The sequence below is a fragment of the Klebsiella sp. 2-CIP_Kleb. genome (genome assembly GCF_050378715.1).
Classification (GTDB): Bacteria; Pseudomonadota; Gammaproteobacteria; order Enterobacterales; family Enterobacteriaceae; genus Klebsiella; species Klebsiella quasipneumoniae.
Window position 1 is genome coordinate 170,781 of sequence record NZ_JBNRLG010000004.1, and the last position, 24,355, is coordinate 195,135.

Sequence of the window (24,355 nt, forward strand, 5' to 3'; positions counted from 1 at the left end):
GCTGCTGAATGAAAAAATCTCTTTTTTGGTTGCTGGCGCTGGTGCTGTCACCCGTCGCCGTGCTGGTGGTGATCACGCCGATGGACAGCCAGAAGCAGTATATTTTTGGTCTGCTGAGCATCGGTATTCTCTTTCTGATGGGGTTCAGCAAGCGCCGCAGCGTATCGGTCATTATGGTCGTCACGTCGCTGCTGATGTCTACCCGTTACATGTATTTTCGCCTCACGCAGACCCTGCACTTCAACTCAGCTATTGAAACTATCCTCGGCATGGGGCTCTTTCTGGCGGAAGTCTATATCTGGGTGATGCTGCTGCTTAACTATCTGCAGACCGTGTGGCCGCTGAAGCGCGGTATTGTTCCGCTGCCGGATGATATGAGCAAGTGGCCGACGGTGGATATCTATATTCCGAGCTATAACGAACCGCTTGAGGTGGTGCGTGACACCGTCCTCGCGGCACAATGTATTGATTATCCAAAAGATAAAATGAAAATCTATCTTCTGGATGATGGTAAGCGCAGCGAGTTTGCCGTCTTCGCCGCCGACGTCGGGGTGGGTTATATCACCCGCAACGATAACAAACACGCTAAAGCGGGAAACCTCAACCACGCCCTAACCCTGACCCAGGGGGAGCTTATCTGTGTTTTCGACTGCGACCACGTTGCCACGCGCGTGTTTCTGCAGGCCACTGTCGGCGGCTTCCTGAAAGATCCGATGCTGGCTCTGGTGCAGACGCCGCACTACTTCTATTCCCCGGATCCGTTCGAGCGCAACCTCTCCGTCGGACGCAACATCCCGAACGAAGGGATGCTGTTCTATGGCCCGATTCAGCAGGGCAACGATAACTGGAACGCCACCTTTTTCTGCGGCTCCTGCGCGGTGATCCGCCGCGAGGCGCTGGCGCAGATCGGCGGTTTCGCCGTGGAAACGGTGACCGAAGATGCCCATACGGCGCTCAAGTTCCAGCGCCTTGGTTGGAAGTCGGCCTTTCTCGATATCCCGCTGGCGGCTGGTCTCGCCACCGAGCGCCTGGTGGTGCACGTTATCCAGCGTACCCGCTGGGCGCGCGGGATGACGCAGATTTTTCGCGTCGATAACCCGCTGTTTGGCCGCGGGCTGACCTTCCAGCAGCGCTTGTGCTACCTCAGCGCCATGCTCTACTACCAGTTTGCGCTCCCGAGGGTAGTGTTTGTCACCGCCCCGCTGGCTTATCTGCTGTTTAACCTCAATATCATTTACTCGTCAGCGAGCCTGATCGTCTCCTATGCGCTGCCGCACCTGTTTCTCGCCATCTACGTCGGTTCGCGAATGAACGGCCGCTATCGCTACAGCTTCTGGGGGGAAATCTACGACATTGTGCTGGCTTTCCACCTGGTGCTGCCGACCCTGGTGACGATGATTTTCCCCAAACGCGGCAAATTCAACGTCACCGATAAGGGCGGCCTGCTGGACGTCGGCTACTTCGATTTCACCGTGGTGCGTCCGCACCTGGTGGTGGCCTGTCTGCTGGCGCTGGGGGTGATCGTCGGCATCGTCCGGGCGATTGGCCATGACTACTTTGGCTCGGACCCCAACGTTATCGCTCTGAACGTCGGGTGGGGTATCTACAGCCTGATCTTCCTGCTGGCGGCGATTGCCGTCGCGCGTGAAACGCGGCAGGTGCGGAAAACCATTCGTATCGATGTCGATATCCCGGTAGTGATCCATTACGCCAGCGGCATTGTGTCCCGCAGCCACACCGAGGATCTGTCGATGGGCGGTTGCCGCGTAGTGGCGCCGGATAAGCGCCATCTGGAGGATGATATCGAAGAGGTTGAGCTGATCCTGCAGTCCGGGGCTATCTCCATCCCGGCCCAGTTGGTCACCTCTGACGAGCGCTTCCTGCGCCTCAAGTTTGATGAAGATATTCCGCTTTCGCGCCGCCGTGAGCTGGTGCGCGTGGTGCTGGCCCGCGCGGATGCGTGGATTAATCCGCCGCGCCCGCAGGATAACCCGTTTCGCTCCTTCTTCACCATTTTACGCTGCGTGTTCGAACTGTTCTGGCTGACGTGGAAAACCCGTCGCAGCCAGCGCAATCGGGCAACAGTGGCGAAAACGGCGCAGGAGGATGGCACGTTATGAAGCGATTAACGACGCTGGCGCTGCTGGCAGGGATGCTCTCTGCGCCTGCGCTGCACAGTGAAGAACCGGGCTCCGGCGCCGCCGCGCCGCTGAGCTTTCCGCAGCTCAATGGCGCGGCGGACAGCGAGCCAGGCGACGAAGCCCCGGCCGCCTCGCCGGAGGAGAGCGCCTCCCCGACAGCCCCCTCCACCGCCGGCGATGCGACGGCGACGGCCCCTGCGCCGGATATGCCGGACTTGCCCCCGCCGGTGAGCGGGTCGGCCGCGCCGGAGGTCATTCCTGTCGCCCCGGTCTGGGGAGGCGATCTGAATCTGGCGCAGATGGGGATGCCGGACGGCATTATTCTCAGCGGCGGTCAGCGGCAGGGGGGCGTCAGCTTTACCCTGCCTTCCGATCAGGTGGTGATCCATTCGCAGCTTAGCCTTGCCGTTCGCGTATCGCCGGAAATGGCGAGCCGCAACGCCACCCTGCAGCTGATGCTCAACGGTCAACCGCTCGGCACCCTGCCGTTGGGCGCCGATGGCGAGGATGTCTCCCATTATCAACTGGATATCCCGCCCGCGCTGATGGTTTCCAGTAATAACCTGAGCGTGAAGATCAACGATGGCGATACCCTGCAGTGCCAGCGTGACATTCATGATTCGTCGCGGGTGACGGTGCTGCCCACGTCGCATTTCAGCTGGGAAAGCCAGCAGTTGAACATCAGCGACGATCTGAGCCACTTCCCGCGTCCATTCTTCGACAGCATGCAGATGACGCCGGCGGACATCGCCGTTTCCTATGGAGCGAAGCCGTCGGCCGACGTCTTCAGCGCCGCGGCGCTGGTCTCTTCCTGGCTGGGTATCCAGGCGGACTATCGCGGCATCGCCTTCAGCGCGCTGCGCGACCGCCTGCCGGAACGCCACGGTATCGTGATTGGCCACCCGGGCGAGCAGGTGGGCGGCATGACGCTGCCGGAAACCGATAAGCCACTGCTGCGCATCATCGCCAACCCCGCCAATCCAGCCTACAAGCTGCTGTTGATTGTCGGCAAAAACGATACCGCGCTGCGCATGGCCGCCTGGCGCCTGACCCGCGGCAACTTCGCGCCGCAAACCGCGACGCTGGATGTTGAACCACAGACCATCCCGGTTGGCAAAGCGTACGATGCGCCGCGCTGGATCCCCACCGATCGTCCAGTCAGACTCAGCGAACTGCTGCGTAAGGATCAAAGCCCGACCGTCAGCGGCGTCTGGCACGAACCTTTACGTATCGCCTTCCGCGCCGCGCCGGACCTCTATCTGTGGGATGGCGAGACGATCCCGCTGCAGGTTGGCTACCGCTTCCCGTCGGAGAGTTGGATCAATGAAGACAAGTCCCTGCTGAGCGTCACGCTCAACGGCACCTTCCTCAACAACCTGCCGATGAACAAGCAGGGGCCGCTGGAGAAAGTCTGGCGCTACCTCGGGGGCGATGCGCGCCAGGAGCGCTTTACCATCCCGCTGGCACCCTACCTGATCTATGGCGATAACCAGCTGTCGATGTACTTCAATGTGGTGCCGAAGGACGATGTTCCGTGCTCGGTTCTGCTGAATAACAATATCAAGAGCCGCATCACTGACGACTCATGGATTGATTTGAGCAAAACGCGACACTTCTCGCTGCTGCCAAACCTCTCCTATTTCGTCGGCGCCTCTTTCCCTTTCTCGCGGCTGGCGGACTATTCGCAAACGACGCTCCTGCTGCCGGCGGAACCGTCTGAGACCCAGGTGGCAACCCTGCTGAATCTGGCGGCGCGCTCCGGGAATGCGACCGGCACCGCGCTGGCGAATAACCGCGTCGTGCTTGGGATGCCCACCGGCGGCGGGGATTTGCAGTCGCTGCGCGAACGTGATGTGCTGGCGGTCACCGCTCTCGATCAGCAGGCCTTCAACCAGAGCCTGCTGGCCGACTCACCCTACCGCCCGGTGGATAATGTGCTGAGCGTCCGCGAGCCCGACCTGTGGCAAAAAGCGCAGCGCCGACTCACCGGCGACTGGACCTCCGCCAGCCTCGATGCCGATCGCTACTTCTCATCCAGCAGCGCCTGGCGCGGGTTTATCAGCTATCGTTCGCCGTGGAACCCCGCCCGCCTGGTGGTGGTGGCGATGGCCAGCAATGATGACCAGCTGGCGCGACTGAAAAACGATCTGGACTCACCGCGCATCAATGCCGGGATCCGTGGCGATACCGCGGTGATCACCAGCGATAACGGGGTGCGTAGTTTCCAGGTGAGTACGCCGTTCCCCAGCGGTCAGATGCCGTGGTACATGATGGCGGTCTGGTATGCCAGCCAGCACTCCGGTTTCCTCGCTCTGCTGGGGCTGATTGCCACCTCGATAATGGGACTGGCGCTGACCGCGATGTTTAAACGTCACGCCCGTAAGCGTCTGGGTTCGGGGGATAACCAATGAAAAGAAAGATAACGATAACGATGAAAAGCTCCCGGCGGCTCACCACATTCTGCCTCACCGGCGCCCTGGCTCTCGGCGCTTCTGGCGGCGCGCTGGCGGCGGGTAACGATGCGGCGCTGCAGGCGCTGTTCGCCCAGGCCAACTACTGGCATGAGAAATCCCATGACGAGCTGGCGATGGAGTCCCTGCAGAAGGTGCTCTCGGTGGATGCCAACAACACCCAGGCGCTGTATCTGATGGCGCTCTGGTCGCAGCAGGGCGGCGATATGCAGGCGGCGGCGCAGTGGCGCGCGCGGCTGGCGAAAGCGGCGCCGGACAGCCCGGGGCTGCAGGATCTGGACAACGCCAAAAAAATGTCGCAGGTGCCGCAGGGCCAGCTCAGCCTGGCTCGCCAGCAGGCGCGCGGCGGCAATATCCCCGGCGCGCTGGCGACCTGGCGCAGCATGTTCAATGGCAATACGCCGCCTGCCGGGCTGGCGGCGGAATATTACCTGACCATGGCCAGCGACAAATCGCTCTATCCGCAGGCCATTAGCGAACTGCGGCAGTACGTGGCGCAGCATCCCCAGGAGAACGCCCCGCGGGTAGCGTTGGGCAAAGCGTTAACCTGGCGGGAAGATACCCGTCGGGAAGGGATCGCCCTGCTCGAGCCGATGGCCAGCGGCAATAAAGAGGCGGACAGTGGCTTGCGTCAGGCCTTGCTCTGGCTGGGTCCGCAGGCCGGGGATGAGCAGTATTACGACACCTGGATGCAGCGTCATCCGCAGGATAGCGAAGTTCAGAACTACTTTCGTGAACGGCGCAGCGGCCAGGCGCGCGGCCAGGGCTACGCCAATCTTAACAGCGGCAATACCGCTGCCGCGAAGCAGCAGTTTGAAGAGGTATTGCAGACCAACCCGCAGGATGCCGATGCGTTGGCGGGCATGGGCTATATCGCGCAGCGCAGCGGCGACTACCAGGCCGCATCGCAATATCTGAGCCGGGCGGCGGACCTCGGCGGCGACGCCTCGGCGACCCGCCGTCAGCAGGCGGCTGATGCCCTGTTCTACGGCCAGCTGGCGCAGGCTCAGCAGGCCTATAAGCAGGGCAATATCAGCCAGGCGCTGGCGCTCTCCGCGCCGCTTGCGCAGCAGAGCGGGGCGCGGGGCGCCTCGGCGAAGCTGTTTCGTGCCGATGTGCTGCGACATAACAAAGATTTACCCCAGGCCGAGCAAACGCTGCGCTCACTGTTAAACGACGACCCGCAGAATGCGGCGGCGCGGGAAAACCTCTACTACGTGCTGCGCGAGCAGAATAAATCCGCCGAGGCGCAGGCGATGCTGCAGACGCTGCCGCAGAGCCTACAGCAAAAACTGCAGCCGCGAGTGGTGGCCGGCATGCCAGGCGACGCCCTGCGTCGTCAGGCCCAGGCGCAGGTCAGCAGCGGTAACCCAGCCGGCGCAATAGCCACCCTGCGCGAAGGCGTTGCCCGCTATCCGGACGATCCCTGGCTGCGTCTCGATCTGGCCCGACTGCTGCAAAAATCGGGTAACGCCAGCGAGGCCTCTTCGCTGATGTCGGCGGCCTATCGCCCCGGCGCCAGCAACAGCGCGCTGTATGCCGCCGCGCTGTTCGCCAGCGAAAACGGCGCCTGGCAACAGGCGCAGACGCTGCTGGCGCGCATTCCCGGCGGCAGCCAGACCAGCGACATGCGCGATTTACGCCAGCGGGTGAACTACAACCTGCAGCTGGTGACCGCCGAAAACTACCTGGCGCAGGGCAATACCATCGCCGCCAGCAATACCCTGCGGGCGATGGCCTCCACGCCGCCGAAAGCCCCGGCGGACGCCGGCAAGCTGGCGCGGCTGCTGGCCGAGAGCGGCGACCTGACCACCGCGGTATCGCTGGTGCGCAACAATATCAGCGGCGGGGTGTCCGGCAACGCCGGGGATTACGCCGATCAGATCGCCGTCCTGAACCAGGCCGGGCTGACCGGCGAGGCGCAGAACCTGATCAGCAATCCGCAGCTGCAGGCCAGCAGTACGCCGACGCAGCTGGCGAGCATTCGCAATGGCTATGTGATCAACGAGGCCGACCGCCTGCGCGAGCAGGGCAATTATGCCGCGGCGTATGACAAGCTGATCCGTGCCATGCAGAGCGATCCGCAGAATACCGATCTGATGTTCGCCATGGCGCGGCTGTACCAGAGCGGCAAAATGAACAAAGAGGCCGGTGTGGTCTATGACTACCTGATGACGCGCGATACGCCGAACCAGGATGCGCGCGCCGGGGCTATCGACGTCGCGCTGTCGGCGGGGAACAACGATCGCGCGGAACAGCTGGCCGTCGGCTTGCGTCAGGATAACTCCCCGGATCGCCTGCTGCTGCTGGCGAGAGTGGCGGAGGCCCAGGGTCATCATCAGCAGGCGATGACCTACCTGCGCAGCGCCCGCGGCAAACTGCTGGGCATGCAAAGCACCAACAGCAGCGAAACGCCGACCGTCGGCGGGGTGCTGGCGGCGGATAACCCCTTCATCGGCGTGTCGCAAACGTCGGCGCCGACGCGGACGGCCTCCGCCTACGGGCAGTATATGCCGTGGCAGGTTGCCCAGTCGGCCGCCGCGCCCGGCTCCTCACTGCCGGGGATCCAGCGCACCGATCTGCCGGTGGACACCGCCCAGACGCGGATGCTGCGTCAGGTGGACACCATGATGGAGTCGCTGCAGGAGAAAACCGGCAGCTGGCTGCAGGGGGGAATGGACGTGCGCGGACGCGACGGCGAATCGGGCACCAGCAAGCTGACGGAGCTCAGAACGCCGCTGACCTGGTCCTCCTCGCCGTTTGGCGACTCGCGCTTTGACTTTACCGTCACCCCGGTGTCGTTAAACGCCGGGACCGCCAGCGGCGACGCCTGGCGTCGCTACGGCGCCAACCCGCTGGCCAACGCGGTCTCCAATATGGTGAGTACCGCCACCAGCGAGCAGGCGGCGATCGCCTCGATGACCGAGGCGGAGCGGACGGCCTATTTTGCCAGCAATCCGGGGGCAGAGGCGTTAAGCGGCCTGGGCACCCTGAACGCGGCGGACTTCAATCCGACCACCAGCAGCGGGATGGAAAACCTGGCGAAGCTCGGGAGCTATGATTCGGGGCAGGTGGCCAGCTATCTTTCCTCGTCCAGCCGTAAGCCGAACGTTGACCAGACCAGCGGCTCGACCGATTCGCAGAAGGCCAACGGCGTCGAACTGGCGCTGGCGCTAAGCGGTGACGATTACCGGGTCGATATCGGCAGCACGCCGCTGGGCCAGGATCTGAATACCGTTGTCGGCGGGGTGAAATGGTCGCCCAAGCTGACCAACTATCTGTCGCTGATCCTCACCGGCGAACGCCGCTCGCTCACCGACAGCCTGCTTTCGTATGTCGGTCTGAAGGATGCCTATTCCGGTAAAACCTGGGGGCAGGTGACGAAAAACGGCGGCACCCTGCAGCTGAGTTATGACGACGGTGACGCGGGCTTCTACGTTGGCGGCGGCGGTTACAGCTACCTGGGGCAGAACGTCGCCAGCAACACCAGCATCAACGCCAATGCCGGGGTCTATCTGCGGCCCTATCATGACGAATACCGCCAGCTGCAGGCCGGGTTGAGCATGAGCTATATGGATTACTCCAAAAACCTCAGCTACTTCACCTATGGCCAGGGGGGCTACTTTAGTCCGCAAAACTACGTCAGCGTGTCGCTGCCGGTCAGTCTGACGGAAAAATATGATAACTGGACCATGAAGCTCGGCGGCTCGGTGGGCTACCAGTCTTACAGCCAGGATAAGAGCGCCTATTTCCCGACCAATTCGGAGTGGCAGCAGACCCTGGAGACGGCGGTGAGCAATGGGTTTGCCAAGGAAGCCTACTATTCTGCGACCTCGAAGAGCGGCATCGGCTATACCCTGCGCGCCGGGGCGGATTACAAGGTCAACAAACAGATGACGCTGGGGGGCCAGATTGGCTATGACACCTTCGGGGATTATAACGAAAGCACCGCCGGGCTCTATATTCGCTATATGTTAGGAGATCATTGATGATGACGGAGAACAATAACCCGGTGGTGATGACCTGGTTTCAGCAGCAGCAAACGCCTGCCGGATGGTTCGATCTGTTGATTATTATGGTCGAAGGTATGTTAAATAATGCCGGCGAGCTGGAAAGTCAGCCCTTCCTGCGTCAGATGGGCGCCTCGTTGGCGGAGACCCATCCGTTGCCGGCGTCGGAGACCGTAGGGGAGCTGGAGGCGAATATCAACCGGCTGCTGACCCATTTCCACTGGGGGGTGGTGACCATCGACGTCGGTGAGGATGGCCTGCGCTTGCGCCATCAGGCGTTGCCGGTCAGCCGCGACGATGCGGGGCGCGTGCGCTGGTGCAACGCGTTCTGTGCCATACTCGAGGGGTTATATTCTCGCTGGCTGCAGAGTCAGGGAGGCAGCGCTCACGTAATATTGCAGCGTGAGCGGGTGTTCTCTGTCTCTGACGTTCAGTTTCTTTACTACCATCCATAATGAGTGAATTTATGCCCCTGCGTGCTTTAGTGGCGGTGATAGTGACAACGGCAGTAATGCTGGTGCCCCGGGCGTGGGCGGATACGGCCTGGGAGCGTTATAAGGCCCGTTTTATGATGCCGGACGGCCGTATCATTGATACCGCCAATGGCAATGTGTCGCATACGGAAGGCCAGGGCTTCGCCATGCTCCTGGCGGTGGCGAATAACGATCGCCCGGCGTTCGACAAGCTGTGGCAGTGGACGGACAGCACCCTGCGCGACAAGTCTAACGGGCTGTTTTACTGGCGCTATAACCCGGTGGCACCGGACCCGATCGCCGATAAAAACAACGCCACCGATGGCGATACCCTGATCGCCTGGGCGCTGCTGCGCGCGCAAAAGCAGTGGCAGGACAAGCGCTACGCCACGGCCTCCGATGCCATCACCGCCTCCCTGCTGAAATATACGGTGGTGACTTTCGCCGGTCGCCAGGTGATGCTCCCGGGCGTGAAGGGGTTTAACCGCAACGACCACCTGAACCTTAACCCCTCCTATTTCATCTTCCCGGCCTGGCGGGCCTTTGCGGAGCGGACGCACCTGACCGCCTGGCGGACATTGCAGAGTGACGGGCAGGCGCTGCTGGGGCAGATGGGCTGGGGGAAATCGCATCTGCCCAGCGACTGGGTGGCGCTGCGGGCGGATGGCAAGATGCTGCCGGCCAAAGAGTGGCCGCCGCGGATGAGTTTCGATGCGATCCGTATCCCGCTGTATATCTCGTGGGTCGATCCGCACAGCGCCTTGCTCGCACCGTGGAAAGCCTGGATGCAGAGTTACCCGCGCCTGCAAACTCCGGCGTGGATCAACGTTAGCACCAACGAGGTCGCCCCGTGGAATATGGCCGGCGGCCTGCTGGCGGTGCGTGATTTAACGCTTGGCGAACCGCTGGAAGCGCCGCAGATTGACGACAAGGATGATTATTACTCCGCCAGCCTCAAGCTGCTGGTCTGGCTGGCGAAACAGGATCAGCGCTAGCGCTGTGATGGCTTTGCAGGTTTCTCAGCCCGTATCCTGCGGGCTGAGAGAAAAGAGCAGGAACGTCTCACGATGTAAGGCCGCCAGAATAGGCGGCCTTGTCGCTTATTGCGGATAAGGCACCCAACTGCCGCCATTCAGCTGGACATAAGGCTTGCCCTGATACTGGATAACGATGGCGTTGGCGTTTTCGGACACCGCCGCGCTCTGCGGCAGGTTGGCGACATACTGCTGCCAGTTGACGCTGTCTTCGCTGAACATTTTGCCGTCGAGGGCGCGCACCACCAGCTCCGACACCGCCAGGTAGCTGCTGGGCTGATCGATGATAATTGGCGCGCCTTCATGCGGCGCCTTCATGCCGAAGAATTTCACCGCCGTCGGGACGTTAGTGATCGACGGGCTCGGGATATCCCGCAGGCCAGACACCTGCATCTTATCGCCCTTCAGCGCGCCGCCGTGTTCCGGCACCACTACCACCATCACCTTACGCCCCGATTTTTCCAGTTCGGTGAAGAAGTTATCCAGGTCGTCAAACAGCTTCTGCGCTCGCACTTTGTAGTCCGCGGTTTTGCTTTGTCCCGGGAAGTGATTGCCGTCATGCAGCGGCAGGGTGTTATAGAACGTGGCGCTCCGCGGATTGCTGCTGGCCTCTTCGGTCTTCAGCCAGCGGTTGAGAACCGCGAGATCCTCATACACTGGCGAGCCATCAAATGCCTGCAGGCTGACCGGCAGACCGCTCTGGTCCATCAGCGGGCTCTGCATGCCGCCCAGCGAACGCAGCTCTTTTAGGAAGTCGCCGAACAGGCCGTTGTGGCCGAGCATCAACTGCTGGTTGAAGCCGAGTTTCGCCAGGTTTTCAAACAGGTAGCAATCGGCGCCGGATGGCTGATACAGGTTGGTATGCGACAGCTGGCCGCAGCTGGCGCGCAGCAGACGCACCGCCGCAGGTCCGCTGTAGGAGGTCGCTGAGTTAAAGTTTTTGAAGACGATATCGAAATGCTTCCACAGCGGGTGGTCCATCAGCCCGGCGGCTTCAATATCCGACCAGGAGAGCGAGCAGATATTGATCACCAGCAGGTCAAACGGCTGCGCATCCGCCGGCAGCTGGTCCGGGAACGGTGTCTTGCGCTTCTGCTCGGCGGCATAGAAACCGTTCAGCCAGTTGGTGAGGTTGGCCGAGGTCGGCGGTTCGGTCTGCGGCGGAATATCGCTGCTGGCCGGGCTGGACGCGGCGCCAGCGGCAGCGTTGGTCCCGACGTTGGCCGGCGCGGTGGCGGCGGCAGTGGTGGGCTGACCGGCAGGCCAAATGGTAAAGGCCGGCAGCAGCGGACTGACCGCCTGCCAGACGACCATCGCGGAGACAAACACGGTAACGCGCAGCCACTGGCTGATAAACAGCCACAGCACCAGTAAAACAAAGAAGGCGCCGACCATGCTCCAGTTGATAAAGCGGACAATCAGATCCCAGATATAGCTGGCGCTGAAGCCGGCGATTTGCGATCCCTGGCTAAAAATCGACTCTGGCCCGGGCAGCCAGGTATCGTGCCAGAACAGCGCGAATCCCAGCGGAATGGCGATCCAGTGGCGGATGCGGTGCAGCTTTTCGCGCGGGATTGGCACCAGCAGAAAGGCGAGAAACACCAGGTTAAGCATCGGGTGAAAATTGAGATACCCGGCCCACAGCAGGGCAAACTTGACCAGAAAGTAGAAGTTCCAGCCGCCAAGGCCGCGCCAGTACTGCCAGAGCGGAAGCGGTGCCGCGGTCGTTTTTTTATTTGTCATTTGTTCGCTTTGCCTTGCTTAACCGTTGTTCCCCGGCGTAATACCCCTGCCGGTTTCACGTAACGGGGTTTAAAGAACATCAGTCTTAACGTCGTGCGGATCCGGCGCTGATAGTGGCGCGTCAGGTAGCCCAGCGGAAAAAACAGCAGGGCGCAGAGCACCACCAGTTGCAGAATATCGGCGATAGACATCATCAGGCTTGCTCCTCACGGGTGGTTAACCGGTGTGGTTCGGGGTAGCGTCGCCAGTGGCGTCCATCATGGGTGGCGTTGATGGTCTCGTTTTTACCGACCGTGAGAGGCAGCGGCGTATTCCAGCGCGCCGGCTCGATGCCGCGCATGATCACAATTTCCGAGAGAATCTGTTTGTCTTCAAACCACACCATGCGGTTAGAAAAAATATCGCCGGTCGGCAGCGGGAAAATGTGGTTTAGCGCGGTATCGAGGTCATTGATCCGGCAAAACGACAAGAACAGCACCAGCCGGTTATTGCCGATGGTCATGATGTCGCCCATCCGGTTGGGTTTGCATAACGTCAGCGCCTGCTCAACGCGCAGCCCCGGCGCCGGGCGCAGGGCCACCATCACGCCTTTGCTGTCGGCCGGCAGCAGGGTATTGGTCATCACGTTGTGCACCGCTTCGCAAAAGGCGTCCCATTTCTGATAGCCGCGCAGTTTTAACGGCTGGCTCCAGGTGAGCAGGGTGGCAAAATCTTCCGGGATATGGCGGGAGAACTTTTGGTTCTGAACGCTTTCGATTAGCGTCAGGCAGCGGGAGAGCGATGCGCTGCTGGGGATCACCAGGCTGGCGCCGCTGCTGAGCAGCAGCCGCTCATCAGTCGCGCGCAGGCTGGGGGTTTGTTCGCGGACAATAATTTTCAGCGCCGTGCCGCGCTGACGGCGCAGGGTATGAATATAGCGTCCCAGCTGTTCAATTTGCGTGTTCTGGGTAATGGAGAAGAGGATCGTCGCCGCCTGCGCAGTGCGCCCGGCGTTGAAGACCTCGTCATTGGTATCGAACAGGGTCCAGTATTCCGACAGCGGGGGAGCGCCTTCCAGCACGCGCACATGGCTGAGGATCGCTTTTTCATCGCTGCGCGGCTGCACGCTGGTTTCAGCGTCCTGCGCTAATCGCCAGCCGGCGTCATCATGTTGCACCATCAGCTGCTGCTGGGCGCTGATACCCTTATCGCTTCCCCACCAGGCAATATCAAAGATATGCCGGTCGCCCTGGTAACGAATACTTGCCAGTCCGGAAAGGGAGCGGTACTCACGTAATAAGGGAGTCAGCTGCCGATCAATATCCTGCGCGGAATTGATCGCTAAGAATGCGCAGCGATGATATTGCGCCCAGCGGCTGGTCTTTTCCACCCAGGCGCATAACTTTTCGTTATTTATATTTTGCCAGGCATTTTCAGCACATAGCAGAATAAATAAATAATTGCCAGGTTCGAGGGAGCAGACCAAGTCGCGATGTATTTCTTCCAGCGCCTCCGGACGATTCGGCAGGGTAAACAGTGCAATATTATCCGGGCCGTGAATGTGTTCTAATGAAATGATATCATTTGGTTTATTCCCCATCACCAGCGCGGCAACCTTGCTGTTTTTCGCCTGCGTGGCCAGCGTCTGATTAAATAGACTGACGGCATCGGCATAACGGTCAACGTTGAGCCACCATACCCCGCCGACCGGCATATGGCACACTTCATCCCATAATGATGAAATACCCAAAGTAAATACACTATCCACGGCATCCCTCGTGCGCCCTGATTCACACTGGATAAGTTTACTAGCGAAACTGACAGAGTAAACCTAACATTGAAATTAAAGGTCATCAGTTTTAGCATGTACACCTGCTTTTTAAGGATGCGCTGTATACGTCCTCTGGTTTAATAATAAATTTCGAACGGACAGAGATATGCCAGCAAAAGATCCTGCGGTACCCACGGACGCCACGCTGGGGTACACCTTTCAAAATGATTTTCTGGCGCTTAGCCGGGCATTTTCCCTGCCGGATATTGATTATCATGATATTTCCAGGCGCGAACAGCTGAACGCGGCGCTGAAGCGCTGGCCGCTGCTGGCAGAGTTTGCAGAAAAAAAATAAGGAAGCCGGAGATGGCTATTCTGGGATTACAGGGCGTGCGAGGGGGGACTGGCGTCACGTCCATTACGGCTGCACTCGCCTGGGCGCTGCAATTGCTCGGTGAAACGGTGCTGGCGATCGACGCCAGCCCGGATAATATGCTGCGTTTTTTCTTCAATACCGACATCCATCATCAGGACGGCTGGGCGCGGGCGCTGCTCGATGGCCGGGACTGGCGCGACGCGGGTCTGCGCTATACGCAGCATATCGATCTGCTGCCGTTTGGCCAGCTCAGCGCGGGCGAAAGAGAAAACGTCGACCAGCTGCAGCCCACCCTGGGGGCGATGACGGAGGCTGTACAGCAGCTGCAGGGGCAGTACCGCTGGCTACTGCTGGATCTGCCGGCGGGCTATTCGCCGTTGACCCGCGAGCTGCTGACGCTCTGCGACCGCTCGCTGGTGGTGGTCCATCCCGACGCCAACAGCCATATCCGTTTGCACCAGCAGCCCTTTCCGGCCAACAGCGATATTCTGATTAACGATCTGCGGGTCGGCAGCCAGCTGCAGGAAGATCTCTACCAGCTGTGGCTCGAGAACCAGCCGCGCATCCTGCCGGTGACCATTCATCGCGACGAGGCGATGGCCGAGTGCCTGGCGGCGAAGCAGCCCCTTGGGGAGTATCGCCAGGACTCTCTGGCGGCGGAAGAGGTACTGACCCTGGCGAACTGGTGTCTGATCCACTATGCCGGCGGGAGGCCGGCATGATCCGCCTCAGCACGCTGCTGCTGGCCCCGCCGGTGGGGGAACGGCTGCGCGCGCGCTATGACGACTACCGGCAGCATGGCGCCTCATGGCTGTCGGCGTCGCTTGGCTGCCTGTGGGCATCGCTGGTCTGGGCGCTAATGCCGCTGGAGACGCCGCGCTGGCAGGCGATTCTGGCGCACCATGACACCTATTTCCCCCATATTAATCCGCATCGGCCACGTCCGCTGGATCCGCTGCGCTACCTGCTGCAATCCCTGTGGTTACTGACAACGCGCGTGCCGGAGCCGGAGAAAAAGGTCAACTGGCGTTCGCTGGCGGCGCTGGAAGGGGTGCACGGTCGCTATACGCAGTGGCTGGAAAAATTGCCTGAGCAGGTCAACGCCCGCACCGGTCATCTGGATAAACAGAAAGAGCTGGCGCACCTCAATCCCAAACTGCGCCGGGCGATCCTTGGGGGGGTGACCTGCTGCTCGCTGGTGCTGGCGCTGATGTGTATTACGCAGCCTTTTAACCCGCTGTCGCAGTTTATCTTCCTGATGCTGCTGTGGGGCGTGGCGCTGCTGGTGCGGCGCATCCCCGGCCGCTTCTCGGCGCTGATGCTGATCGTGCTGTCGCTGACGGTCTCGTGCCGCTATATCTGGTGGCGCTATACCTCGACGCTGAACTGGAACGACCCGGTAAGCCTGGTGTGCGGGATTATTTTGCTGTTCGCTGAGACCTACGCCTGGGTGGTGCTGGTGCTGGGCTACTTCCAGGTGGTCTGGCCGTTGAACCGCCAACCGGTGCCGCTGCCGGAGGACATGGATCTGTGGCCGACGGTGGACATCTTCGTCCCCACCTACAACGAAGATCTCAACGTGGTGAAAAACACCATCTACGCCTCGCAGGGCATCGACTGGCCGAAGGACAAGCTTAACATCTGGATCCTCGACGACGGCGGACGGGAAGCGTTTCGCCAGTTTGCCAAAGATGTCGGGGTGCACTATATCGCCCGTACCAGCCATGAGCACGCCAAAGCCGGCAACATCAACAATGCGCTGAAATACGCCAAAGGGGAGTTCGTCTCGATCTTTGACTGCGACCATGTGCCGACGCGCTCGTTTCTGCAGATGACCATGGGCTGGTTCCTGAAAGAGAAAGAGCTGGCGATGATGCAGACCCCGCACCACTTCTTCTCGCCCGATCCCTTCGAGCGCAACCTTGGTCGTTTTCGCAAAACGCCGAACGAAGGGACGCTATTCTACGGCCTGGTGCAGGACGGGAACGACATGTGGGACGCCACCTTCTTCTGCGGCTCCTGCGCCGTGATTCGCCGTGGCCCGCTGGATGAGATCGGCGGAATCGCCGTCGAAACGGTGACCGAAGATGCCCACACCTCGCTGCGCCTGCACCGGCGGGGTTACACCTCCGCCTATATGCGTATTCCGCAGGCGGCGGGGCTGGCGACGGAGAGTTTATCCGCGCATATCGGCCAGCGCATCCGCTGGGCGCGCGGGATGGTGCAGATATTCCGCCTCGATAATCCGCTGTTTGGCAAAGGCCTGAAGCTGGTACAGCGCGTCTGCTACGCCAACGCCATGCTTCACTTTCTCTCCGGTATTCCGCGCCTCATCTTCCTCACGGCGCCGCTGGCCTTTTTGCTGCTCCATGCCTATATCATTTATGCGCCAGCGCTGATGATCGCGCTATTCGTGTTGCCGCATATGATCCACGCCAGCCTGACCAACTCGAAGATTCAGGGCAAATATCGCCATTCGTTCTGGAGTGAAATCTACGAGACGGTGCTCGCCTGGTATATCGCGCCGCCCACCTTTGTGGCGCTGATTAATCCGCATAAAGGCAAATTCAACGTCACCGCGAAGGGCGGACTGGTGGAAGAGGAGTATGTCGACTGGGTGATCTCCCGGCCCTATATCTACCTCGTGCTGCTCAACCTGGTCGGCGTCGCGGTGGGGATCTGGCGCTTTATGTACGGCCCGGAAAACGAAATTCTCACCGTCTGGGTGAGTATTGTCTGGGTGTTCTACAACCTGATTATTCTTGGCGGCGCGGTGGCGGTCTCGGTCGAAAGCAAGCAGGTCCGCCGGTCGCATCGTGTCGAAATGAGCATGCCGGCGGCAATTGCCCGCGAAGATGGCCATCTGTTCTCCTGCACCGTTCACGACTATTCCGACGGTGGGCTGGGGATCAAAATTCACGGCGACGCTCAGGTGTTGGAGGGGCAGAACGCCAGGCTGCTGCTCAAACGGGGACAGCAGGAGTATGCCTTCCCGGTGCGGGTCGCGCGGGTCAACGGCAGCGAAGTGGGATTGCAGCTGCTGCCGTTGACCAACCAGCAGCATATCGATTTTGTGCAGTGTACGTTTGCCCGCGCCGATACGTGGGCGCTTTGGCAGGATAGCTTCCCGGAAGACAAGCCGATGGAAAGCCTGCTGGATATCCTCAAGCTGGGGTTCCGTGGCTATCGTCACCTGGCGGAGTTTTCGCCGCCGTCGGTGAAGGTGGTTTTCCGCGCGCTCACCTCGCTGGTGGCATGGATAGTGTCGTTTGTACCCCGACGCCCTGAACGCGCCGCGCCGACGCTCTCCGCAGACCCGGCAATGGCTCAACAATGATGATAATGCGATGAAAAGAAAACTTTCCTGGATGTGTGCAGTAGCGGTGGGCATGTGCAGCTGGTATCCGCTGGCCTCTTACGCGGCGCCGGCCACCGTGGTGAATCCGGCCCCTGGCGTTCAGCCGCAGGCGGCCTCCCCGCTCGCGCCGGTGACGACAGGCGAGCCGACGGCAACCCTCGCCGAACCGACCGCTCCGGCGGTGGTCGCCGAGAACGTCCCGCAGCGGGAGGTGAAGCTGACCTTTGCCACCATCGCGCCGCCTCCGGGCAGCATTGTGCTGCGCGGCTCACGGCCTGACGCCTCGGTTGAATTCGGCATGCGCAGCGATGAGCTGGTCGCCAACGCGCTGCTCAATCTGGAATACACCCCGTCGCCCTCGCTGCTGCCCGTGCAGTCGCAACTGAAAGTCTATCTCAACGATGAGCTGATGGGCGTCCTGCCCGTCACCAAAGAGCAGCTGGGGAAAAAGATCCGCGCGCAGCTGCCGATTGACCCGCTGTATATCACTGACTTCAACCGTATACGGCTGGAGTTTGTCGGCCACTACCGCGATGTCTGCGAAAACCCGGCCAGCAGCACGCTATGGCTGGACGTCGGGCGCGAAAGCTATCTGGATCTCACCTACCAGTCGCTGAAGGTGCATAACGATCTGTCGCACTTCCCGGTACCGTTCTACGATCCGCGCGACAACCGCCCGCTGACGCTGCCGATGATTTTCCCGGGCTCGCCGGCGGTGGCCCAGCAGCAGGCGGCGGCGATTATCGCTTCATGGTTCGGCAGCAAGGCCGGCTGGCGCGGCCAGCAGTTCCCGGTCTATTTCAACGAACTGCCGGATCGTAACGCCATTGTCTTCGCCACCAACGACAAGCGTCCGGATTTCCTGCGCGATCATCCGCCGGTCAACGCGCCGACCATCGAAATGATCGACAACCCGAACGATCCTTACGTCAAGCTGCTGGTTATTTTCGGCCGCGATGATAAAGACCTGCTGCTGGCGGCGAAGGGGATTGCCCAGGGCAATATTCTGTTCCGCGGCAGCAGCGTCACCGTGGACGGCATCAAAACCCTGCAGCCGCGGCAGCCATACGATGCGCCAAACTGGGTGCGCACCGACCGCTCGGTCACCTTTGCTGAGCTGAAAACCTATGAGCAACAGCTGCAGTCCAGCGGGCTGGTGCCGGATGCCATCACCGTGGCGCTTAACCTGCCGCCGGATCTCTATCTGCTGCGGGCCAACGGCATCGATATGGATCTGAAATATCGCTATACCATGCCGCCGGTGAAGGATAGCTCGCGGATGGATATCAGCCTTAACGACCAGTTCCTGCAGTCGTTCAGCCTTAACAGCTCGCAGGACGTGAACAAACTGATCCTGCGCCTGCCGGTGCTGCAGGGGCTGCTGGACGGCAAATCGGAGGTTACCATACCTGCGCTGCGTCTTGGGGCGGTGAACCAGCTGCGCTTTGACTTCCAGTACATGAACCCGATGCCCGGCGGCTCTATCGACAACTGTATTACCTTCCAGCCGGTGCAGAACCATGTGGTGATCGGCGACGATTCGACCATCGACTTCTCGAAGTATTATCACTTTATTGCTCTACCGGACCTGCGCGTCTTCGCCAATGCTGGCTTCCCTTACAGCCGTATGGCGGACCTCGCCGACACCCTGGTGGTGGTGCCGAAGGCGCCGACCCAGGGCCAGGTGGCGACGCTGCTGCAGGCGCTGGGCGGCATCGGTTCGCAGACCGGCCTGGCGGCGATTAATCTGCAAATGACTGACGATGGCAACCAGATCAAGAATAAAGATGCGGATCTGCTGCTGATCGGCGCGATCCCCTCGTCCCTCAAGGACGATACCAAAATCAACCTGCTGGTCGAGGCGACCAAAAGCTGGGTGAAAATGCCGATGCGTCATTACGACCTGGCGAGCATTTATCCCGATGACGAGGCCCGCACGCCCAACACCCGCACCGACATCACTTCTTCCGGACCGATGGCGGCGGTGATTGGCTTCCAGTCGCCCTACAACGATCAACGCAGCGTGGTGGCCCTGCTGGCCGACAGCCCGCGCGGTAATGAACTGCTAACCAACGCCCTCAACGACAGCGGTAAGCGGGCGGCGATGTTTGGCTCGGTGGCGGTGATCCGCGAATCCGGCGTCAACAGCCTGCGGGTGGGCGATGTTTACTATGTCGGCCATCTGCCCTGGTTCGAGCGCATCTGGTTCGCGCTCTCTAACCACCCGATACTGCTGGCGATCTTCGCCGCGGTCAGTATCGTGCTGCTGGCGTGGGTGCTGTGGCGCATGCTGCGCATTATCAGCCGCCGCCGCCTTAGCCTGGATGATGAGTAAACCATGATGAAAGTACTTTGCGGCGCGGTGCTCTCCGCGCTGGTGCTGGCGGCGGGCCAGGCGAGCGCCGCCTGCCAGTGGCCCGCCTGGGAGCAGTTTAAGCAAGCCTACGTCAGCCCCGAGGGGCGGGTGATCGACCCCAGCGATGCGCGCAAAATTTCCACTTCCGAAGGACAGAGCTATGGCCTGTTCTTTGCCCTGGCGGCCAACGATCGCGCGGGGTTCGACAAGCTGCTGACCTGGACACAGAACAACCTGGCGGAGGGCGACCTGCGGCAGCATCTGCCGGGCTGGCTGTGGGGGAAAAAGGACGACGAGCAGTGGACGCTGCTGGACAGCAATTCGGCATCCGACTCAGATCTGTGGATAGCCTGGGCGCTGCTGGAGGCGGGGCGCCTGTGGCAGCAGCCGCAGTACACCGAGACCGGGAAAGCGCTGCTGGCGCGGATTGTCGATGAAGAGACGGTGGCGGTGCCGGGCCTTGGCACGATGCTGCTGCCGGGAAAAGTCGGTTTTGCCGATGACAGCGGCTGGCGGTTTAACCCCAGCTATCTTCCACCGCAGCTGGCCACCTATTTTGTGCGTTTTGGCGCGCCGTGGCCTGCCCTGCGCGATACTAACCTGCGTCTGCTGCTGGAGACCGCACCGAAAGGCTTTACCCCGGACTGGGTGCGCTATGAGAAAGGGAAAGGCTGGCAGCTGAAAACGGAGAAGCCGCCGATCGGCAGCTATGACGCGATTCGCGTCTACCTGTGGGTGGGCATGCTTCATGACGGCGATAAGCAGAAAGCGCGTCTGCTGGCCCGCTTTGCGCCGATGGCGGCGCAGACCGCGGAGCAGGGGGTACCGCCGGAGAAAGTGAATATCGCCACCGGCAAAACCAGCGGCCAGGGGCCGGTGGGCTTTTCCGCGGTGATGCTGCCGTTTTTACAGAACGACGAGGCCCGGTCGGTGCAACGGCAGCGCGTCGCCGATAACTATCCCGGCGCGGATGCCTACTACAGCGCGGTCCTGACGCTGTTTGGCCAGGGTTGGGATCAACACCGTTTTCGTTTCACTGCGGGTGGCGAATTACAACCTGACTGGAACCAGGAATGCGCAAGCTCTCACTAAGTTTACTCACGCTGTCCCTCGGCGTTGCGCTGCTGCCGTTAGCGCAGGCGACGACGACGCCCGCCCAGGAACATCTGCTGGAGCAGGTGCGCCTCGGCGAGGCCAGCAATCGTGAAGACCTGGTGCGCCAGTCGCTGTACCGTCTGGAGCTGATTGACCCCAACAACCCGGACCTGATTGCCGCGCGGATGCGCTATCTGCTGCGCCAGGGGGATGCCGCCGGGGCGCAAAAAGAGCTGGAGCGACTGACGAAGCTGGCGCCGGACTCCCCGGAGCTGAAGGCGTCGCGCAATGAGATGAAAAGCAACACCGGCGAGGGTCGTCAGGCGCTGCAGCAGGCGCGACTGCTGGGCGTGGCCGGGAAGGTCGATGAAGCCATCGCCGCCTACGAAAAGCTGTTCGGCGGCGTGCCGGATGATGTTGATGCCGCTATTGAATACTGGACGCTGGTGGCGCGCCTGCCGGCCCGTCATAGCGAAGGCGTCAGCCAGCTGAAAAAACTGAACGCCAGCGCGCCGGGCAACGTCAGCCTGCTCACGGCGCTGGCGAAGCAGATGTTTGCCGATAACAAACCGCAGGAAGGGTTCGCCTATCTGGCGGAAATGGCCCGCTCGGCCTCAGGACGCGGTATCGCCGCCGATATGTGGTACAGCGAGGTGAAAAGCATGCCGGTGAGCAAGGCCAGCGTGCAGGCGTTGCAGCAATTCCTGCTGCAGTTTCCTACCGGCTCGGTGGCGGCGAACGCCCGCGTCCTGCTCGACCAGCAGCAGGCGCAGCTGCAGGATCCGACGTTCCGCGCCCGCTCGGAAGGGCTGGCGGCGGTCAAATCCGGAAATACCTCGCAGGCGGTGGCGGATCTGCAGAAAGCCGTTCAGGCCGACAGCCGCGACAGCGATGCGGTGGGCGCCCTCGGCCAGGCCTATTCCCAGCGCGGCGACCGCGCGCGGGCGGTGGCCCAGCTCAATAAAGCGATCGCCATGGATCCCGACAGCCCGAATCGCGGCAAATGGGACAGCCTGCTGCAAACCAACCGCTACTGGCTGCTGATCAAGCAGGGGGATAACGCCCTGAAGGCCGGTCAGCTTGCGCAGGCGCAGAATTATTATGCCCAGGCGCAGCGGGTCGATCGGACCGACAGCTATGCCGTGCTGGGGCTGGGCGACGTCGCGGCGGCGCGCAAAGAGTCGGCGGCGGCGGAGCGCTATTATCAGCAGGCGTTGCGCCTGGATCGCGGCAATAACCTGGCGGTGCGCGGCCTGGCCAACCTCTATCGCGCCGAATCGCCCGAGAAAGCCAGCGCCTGGATCGCCGGCCTTCCTGCTGCCCAGCGGCGCAGTATTGATGATATCGAGCGCAGCCTGACCAACGACCGGCTGGAGAAACAGGCGCAGGCCCTGGAGAGCCAGGGCAACTGGGCGCAGGCGGCGGAAGTCCAGCGTCGGCGCCTGGCGCTCGATCCGGACAGCGTGTGGATCACCTATCGTCTGGCGCGGGATCTGGTCAGCGCCGGCGAACGCCAGCAAGCCGATGCGCTGATGCGGGCGATGGTCAACCGCCGGCCGCAGGATGCTGAACGGATATACGCCTCGGGGCTGTACCTGTCGGGGAACGACCAGGACGATCTGGCGCTGGCGCAAATCGCCACCCTGCCGCGCAGCGCGTGGACGGATAACATCCGTGAACTGGAGGCGCGTCTGCAAAGCGACCGGGTGCTGCGCCAGGCGAACCAATTGCGCGACAGCGGCGAGGAAGCGCAGGCGATCGCCCTCATCAAACAGCAGCCGGCCTCGGTACGCTATAACCTGACGCTGGCCGACTGGGCGCAGCAGCGCGGCGACAACCAGACGGCGATTGCCGACTATCAGCGGGTGCTGCGTCAGGAAGCCGACAACGGCGATGCGCGCCTCGGCCTTGCGGAAGTCTACCTGGCCGAGGGGGATAAACCGGCCGCCCGGGCGCAGGTCATGCAGCTGAAAGGCGCAGAGGCCGAATCCATGAATATGCAGCGGCGGGTCGCCCTGGCGCGAGCTGGCCTTGGCGATACCGCTGACGCCCAACGGATTTTTAACCAGATTGTGCCGCAGGCGAAGGCGCAGCCGCCCTCGATGGAGAGCGCGCTGGTGCTGCGCGATGCCGCCCGCTTTGCCACCCGGAACGGGGAGCCGCAGCAGGCGCTGACCCACTACCGGGAGGCGATGGTGGCCTCCGGCATCACCCCCGCGCAGCCGCAGGATAACGATACCTTTACCCGGCTGACGCGCAACGACAGCCGGGATGACTGGCTGAAGCGCGGGATCCGCAGCGATGCCGCCGATCTTTATCGCCAGCAGGATCTGAACGTCACCCTGGAACATGACTTCTGGGGATCCAGCGGCACCGGCGGCTATTCCGATCTGAAGGCGCATACCACCATGCTGCAGGTGGATGCCCCGCTAGCGGATGGCCGGATGTTCTTCCGCACCGACCTGGTCAATATGGATGCCGGCAGCTTTTCCACCCACAGCGACGGGAGCTACTCGCCCAGCTGGGGCACCTGCGGGGAGATCGCCTGCACCAGCGGTAGTAAAAATCAGACCGACAGCGGGGCCAGCGTGGCGGTCGGCTGGCAGAACGACACCTGGAGCGGGGATATCGGCACCACGCCGATGGGCTTCAATGTCGTCGATGTGGTCGGCGGCCTGAGCTACAGCAGCGACGTCGGGCCAGTGGGGTACACGGTCAACGTCCACCGGCGGCCCATCTCCAGCTCGCTGCTCTCCTTCGGCGGGCAGAAAGACAGCAACAGCCATACCGGCACCACCTGGGGCGGTGTTCGCGCCGACGGCGGCGGTGTGAGCCTCAGCTATGACCGGGGCGAAGCGCACGGGATCTGGTCCTCGCTGGGGGCCGACTCGCTGACCGGTAAAAACGTGGCGGATAACTGGCGCGTGCGCTGGATGACCGGCTACTACTACAAGGTGATTAACGAGAATAATCGTCGCGTCACCGTCGGCCTCAACAATATGATCTGGCACTACGACAAAGATCTCAGCGGCTACACCCTCGGCCAGGGCGGCTATTACAGCCCGCAGGAGTACCTCTCTTTCGCCGTGCCGGTGACCTGGCGTCAGCGCACGGAGAACTGGTCCTGGGAACTCGGCGGGTCGGTGTCATGGTCCCATTCGCGTACCCAAACGCAGGCCCGCTATCCGCTGCTGAACCTGATCCCGTCCGACTACCGGCAGCGCGCCAGCGAACTGACGGAGCAGGGCAGCAGCAGCCAGGGATTCGGTTACACCGCCAGAGCGCTGGTGGAGCGGCGGGTGACCAGCAACTGGTTCGTTGGCGCCGCGGTCGATATTCAGCAGGCGAAGGATTATACCCCAAGCCATGCGCTGCTTTACGTCCGCTACTCGGCGGCAGGCTGGCAGGGGGATCTGGATATGCCGCCCCAGCCGCTGGTGCCTTACGCCGACTGGTAGCAGAATAGGCTGAATTACGTCACAGAGCGCCACTCCACGGCGCGCTTCGCGTATACTCGTGAGGCGTTGCCCACCGTCGGCCGCCGGGGA

Annotated in this window: 14 protein-coding genes; 11 read left to right on the top strand and 3 right to left on the bottom strand. The window is 61.6% G+C overall.

Annotated features, from left to right (window positions below):
* Positions 1 to 8 precede the first annotated feature (8 nt).
* The 5 genes from bcsA (ACQUTP_RS15990) to ACQUTP_RS16010 are packed head-to-tail and all read left to right on the top strand — an operon-like array spanning position 9 to position 10,090.
* A complete protein-coding gene (gene bcsA / locus ACQUTP_RS15990) occupies positions 9 to 2,120 on the top strand; it encodes a UDP-forming cellulose synthase catalytic subunit (protein WP_004204982.1) in 2,112 nt (703 codons plus the stop codon).
* Complete coding sequence (gene bcsB, locus ACQUTP_RS15995; RefSeq protein WP_428902438.1) at positions 2,117 to 4,552, top strand: cellulose biosynthesis cyclic di-GMP-binding regulatory protein BcsB; 2,436 nt, start codon at positions 2,117 to 2,119, stop codon at positions 4,550 to 4,552. Before bcsA (ACQUTP_RS15990) ends, bcsB (ACQUTP_RS15995) begins: the two co-directional genes overlap by 4 nt.
* Positions 4,549 to 8,601 (top strand): cellulose biosynthesis protein BcsC, encoded by a 4,053-nt coding sequence (locus ACQUTP_RS16000; protein WP_064183532.1) that lies wholly within the window; start codon positions 4,549 to 4,551, stop codon positions 8,599 to 8,601. Before bcsB (ACQUTP_RS15995) ends, ACQUTP_RS16000 begins: the two co-directional genes overlap by 4 nt.
* A complete protein-coding gene (gene bcsD / locus ACQUTP_RS16005) occupies positions 8,601 to 9,077 on the top strand; it encodes a cellulose biosynthesis protein BcsD (protein WP_004204979.1) in 477 nt (158 codons plus the stop codon). The genes ACQUTP_RS16000 and bcsD overlap by 1 nt, the downstream gene beginning before the upstream one ends.
* Positions 9,078 to 9,088: 11 nt before the next feature.
* Positions 9,089 to 10,090, top strand: a complete 1,002-nt coding sequence (locus ACQUTP_RS16010; RefSeq protein WP_004204978.1) for a glycosyl hydrolase family 8 — start codon at positions 9,089 to 9,091, stop codon at positions 10,088 to 10,090.
* 105 nt (positions 10,091 to 10,195) lie between these two features.
* Here ACQUTP_RS16010 and bcsG read toward each other — a convergent pair whose 3' ends face one another.
* Genes bcsG through bcsE form a run of 3 tightly spaced genes read right to left on the bottom strand, consistent with a single transcriptional unit; the run spans position 10,196 to position 13,619 of the window.
* On the bottom strand, positions 10,196 to 11,872 hold the full coding sequence (bcsG, locus tag ACQUTP_RS16015) for a cellulose biosynthesis protein BcsG (RefSeq protein WP_004204977.1): 1,677 nt from the start codon (positions 11,870 to 11,872) through the stop codon (positions 10,196 to 10,198).
* Positions 11,869 to 12,066, bottom strand: coding sequence for a cellulose biosynthesis protein BcsF (bcsF, locus tag ACQUTP_RS16020; RefSeq protein WP_004204976.1), 198 nt, complete (start codon positions 12,064 to 12,066; stop codon positions 11,869 to 11,871). Before bcsF ends, bcsG begins: the two co-directional genes overlap by 4 nt.
* Positions 12,066 to 13,619: a cellulose biosynthesis protein BcsE gene (gene bcsE / locus ACQUTP_RS16025; protein WP_285756477.1), complete on the bottom strand. Its 1,554-nt coding sequence runs from the start codon at positions 13,617 to 13,619 to the stop codon at positions 12,066 to 12,068. Before bcsE ends, bcsF begins: the two co-directional genes overlap by 1 nt.
* Before the next feature lie 169 nt (positions 13,620 to 13,788).
* Between bcsE and bcsR the strand changes: the two genes are divergently transcribed.
* Genes bcsR through bcsC form a run of 6 tightly spaced genes read left to right on the top strand, consistent with a single transcriptional unit; the run spans position 13,789 to position 24,265 of the window.
* Positions 13,789 to 13,977, top strand: a complete 189-nt coding sequence (gene bcsR / locus ACQUTP_RS16030; protein WP_002921513.1) for a cellulose biosynthesis protein BcsR — start codon at positions 13,789 to 13,791, stop codon at positions 13,975 to 13,977.
* An 11-nt stretch (positions 13,978 to 13,988) separates the two neighbouring features.
* Positions 13,989 to 14,720 carry a cellulose biosynthesis protein BcsQ gene (gene bcsQ / locus ACQUTP_RS16035; RefSeq protein ID WP_285756476.1) on the top strand — a complete coding sequence of 244 codons (732 nt, stop codon included), beginning with the start codon at positions 13,989 to 13,991 and terminating at the stop codon, positions 14,718 to 14,720.
* Entirely contained in the window at positions 14,717 to 17,335 is a 2,619-nt protein-coding gene (bcsA, locus tag ACQUTP_RS16040) for a UDP-forming cellulose synthase catalytic subunit (RefSeq protein ID WP_004204973.1), read from the top strand. Before bcsQ ends, bcsA (ACQUTP_RS16040) begins: the two co-directional genes overlap by 4 nt.
* A 10-nt stretch (positions 17,336 to 17,345) precedes the next feature.
* On the top strand, positions 17,346 to 19,691 hold the full coding sequence (gene bcsB / locus ACQUTP_RS16045) for a cellulose biosynthesis cyclic di-GMP-binding regulatory protein BcsB (protein ID WP_032426090.1): 2,346 nt from the start codon (positions 17,346 to 17,348) through the stop codon (positions 19,689 to 19,691).
* A 3-nt stretch (positions 19,692 to 19,694) separates the two neighbouring features.
* Entirely contained in the window at positions 19,695 to 20,804 is a 1,110-nt protein-coding gene (gene bcsZ, locus ACQUTP_RS16050; RefSeq protein ID WP_017900006.1) for a cellulose synthase complex periplasmic endoglucanase BcsZ, read from the top strand.
* Complete coding sequence (bcsC, locus tag ACQUTP_RS16055) at positions 20,786 to 24,265, top strand: cellulose synthase complex outer membrane protein BcsC (protein WP_211773976.1); 3,480 nt, start codon at positions 20,786 to 20,788, stop codon at positions 24,263 to 24,265. The genes bcsZ and bcsC overlap by 19 nt, the downstream gene beginning before the upstream one ends.
* Positions 24,266 to 24,355: the final 90 nt, after the last annotated feature.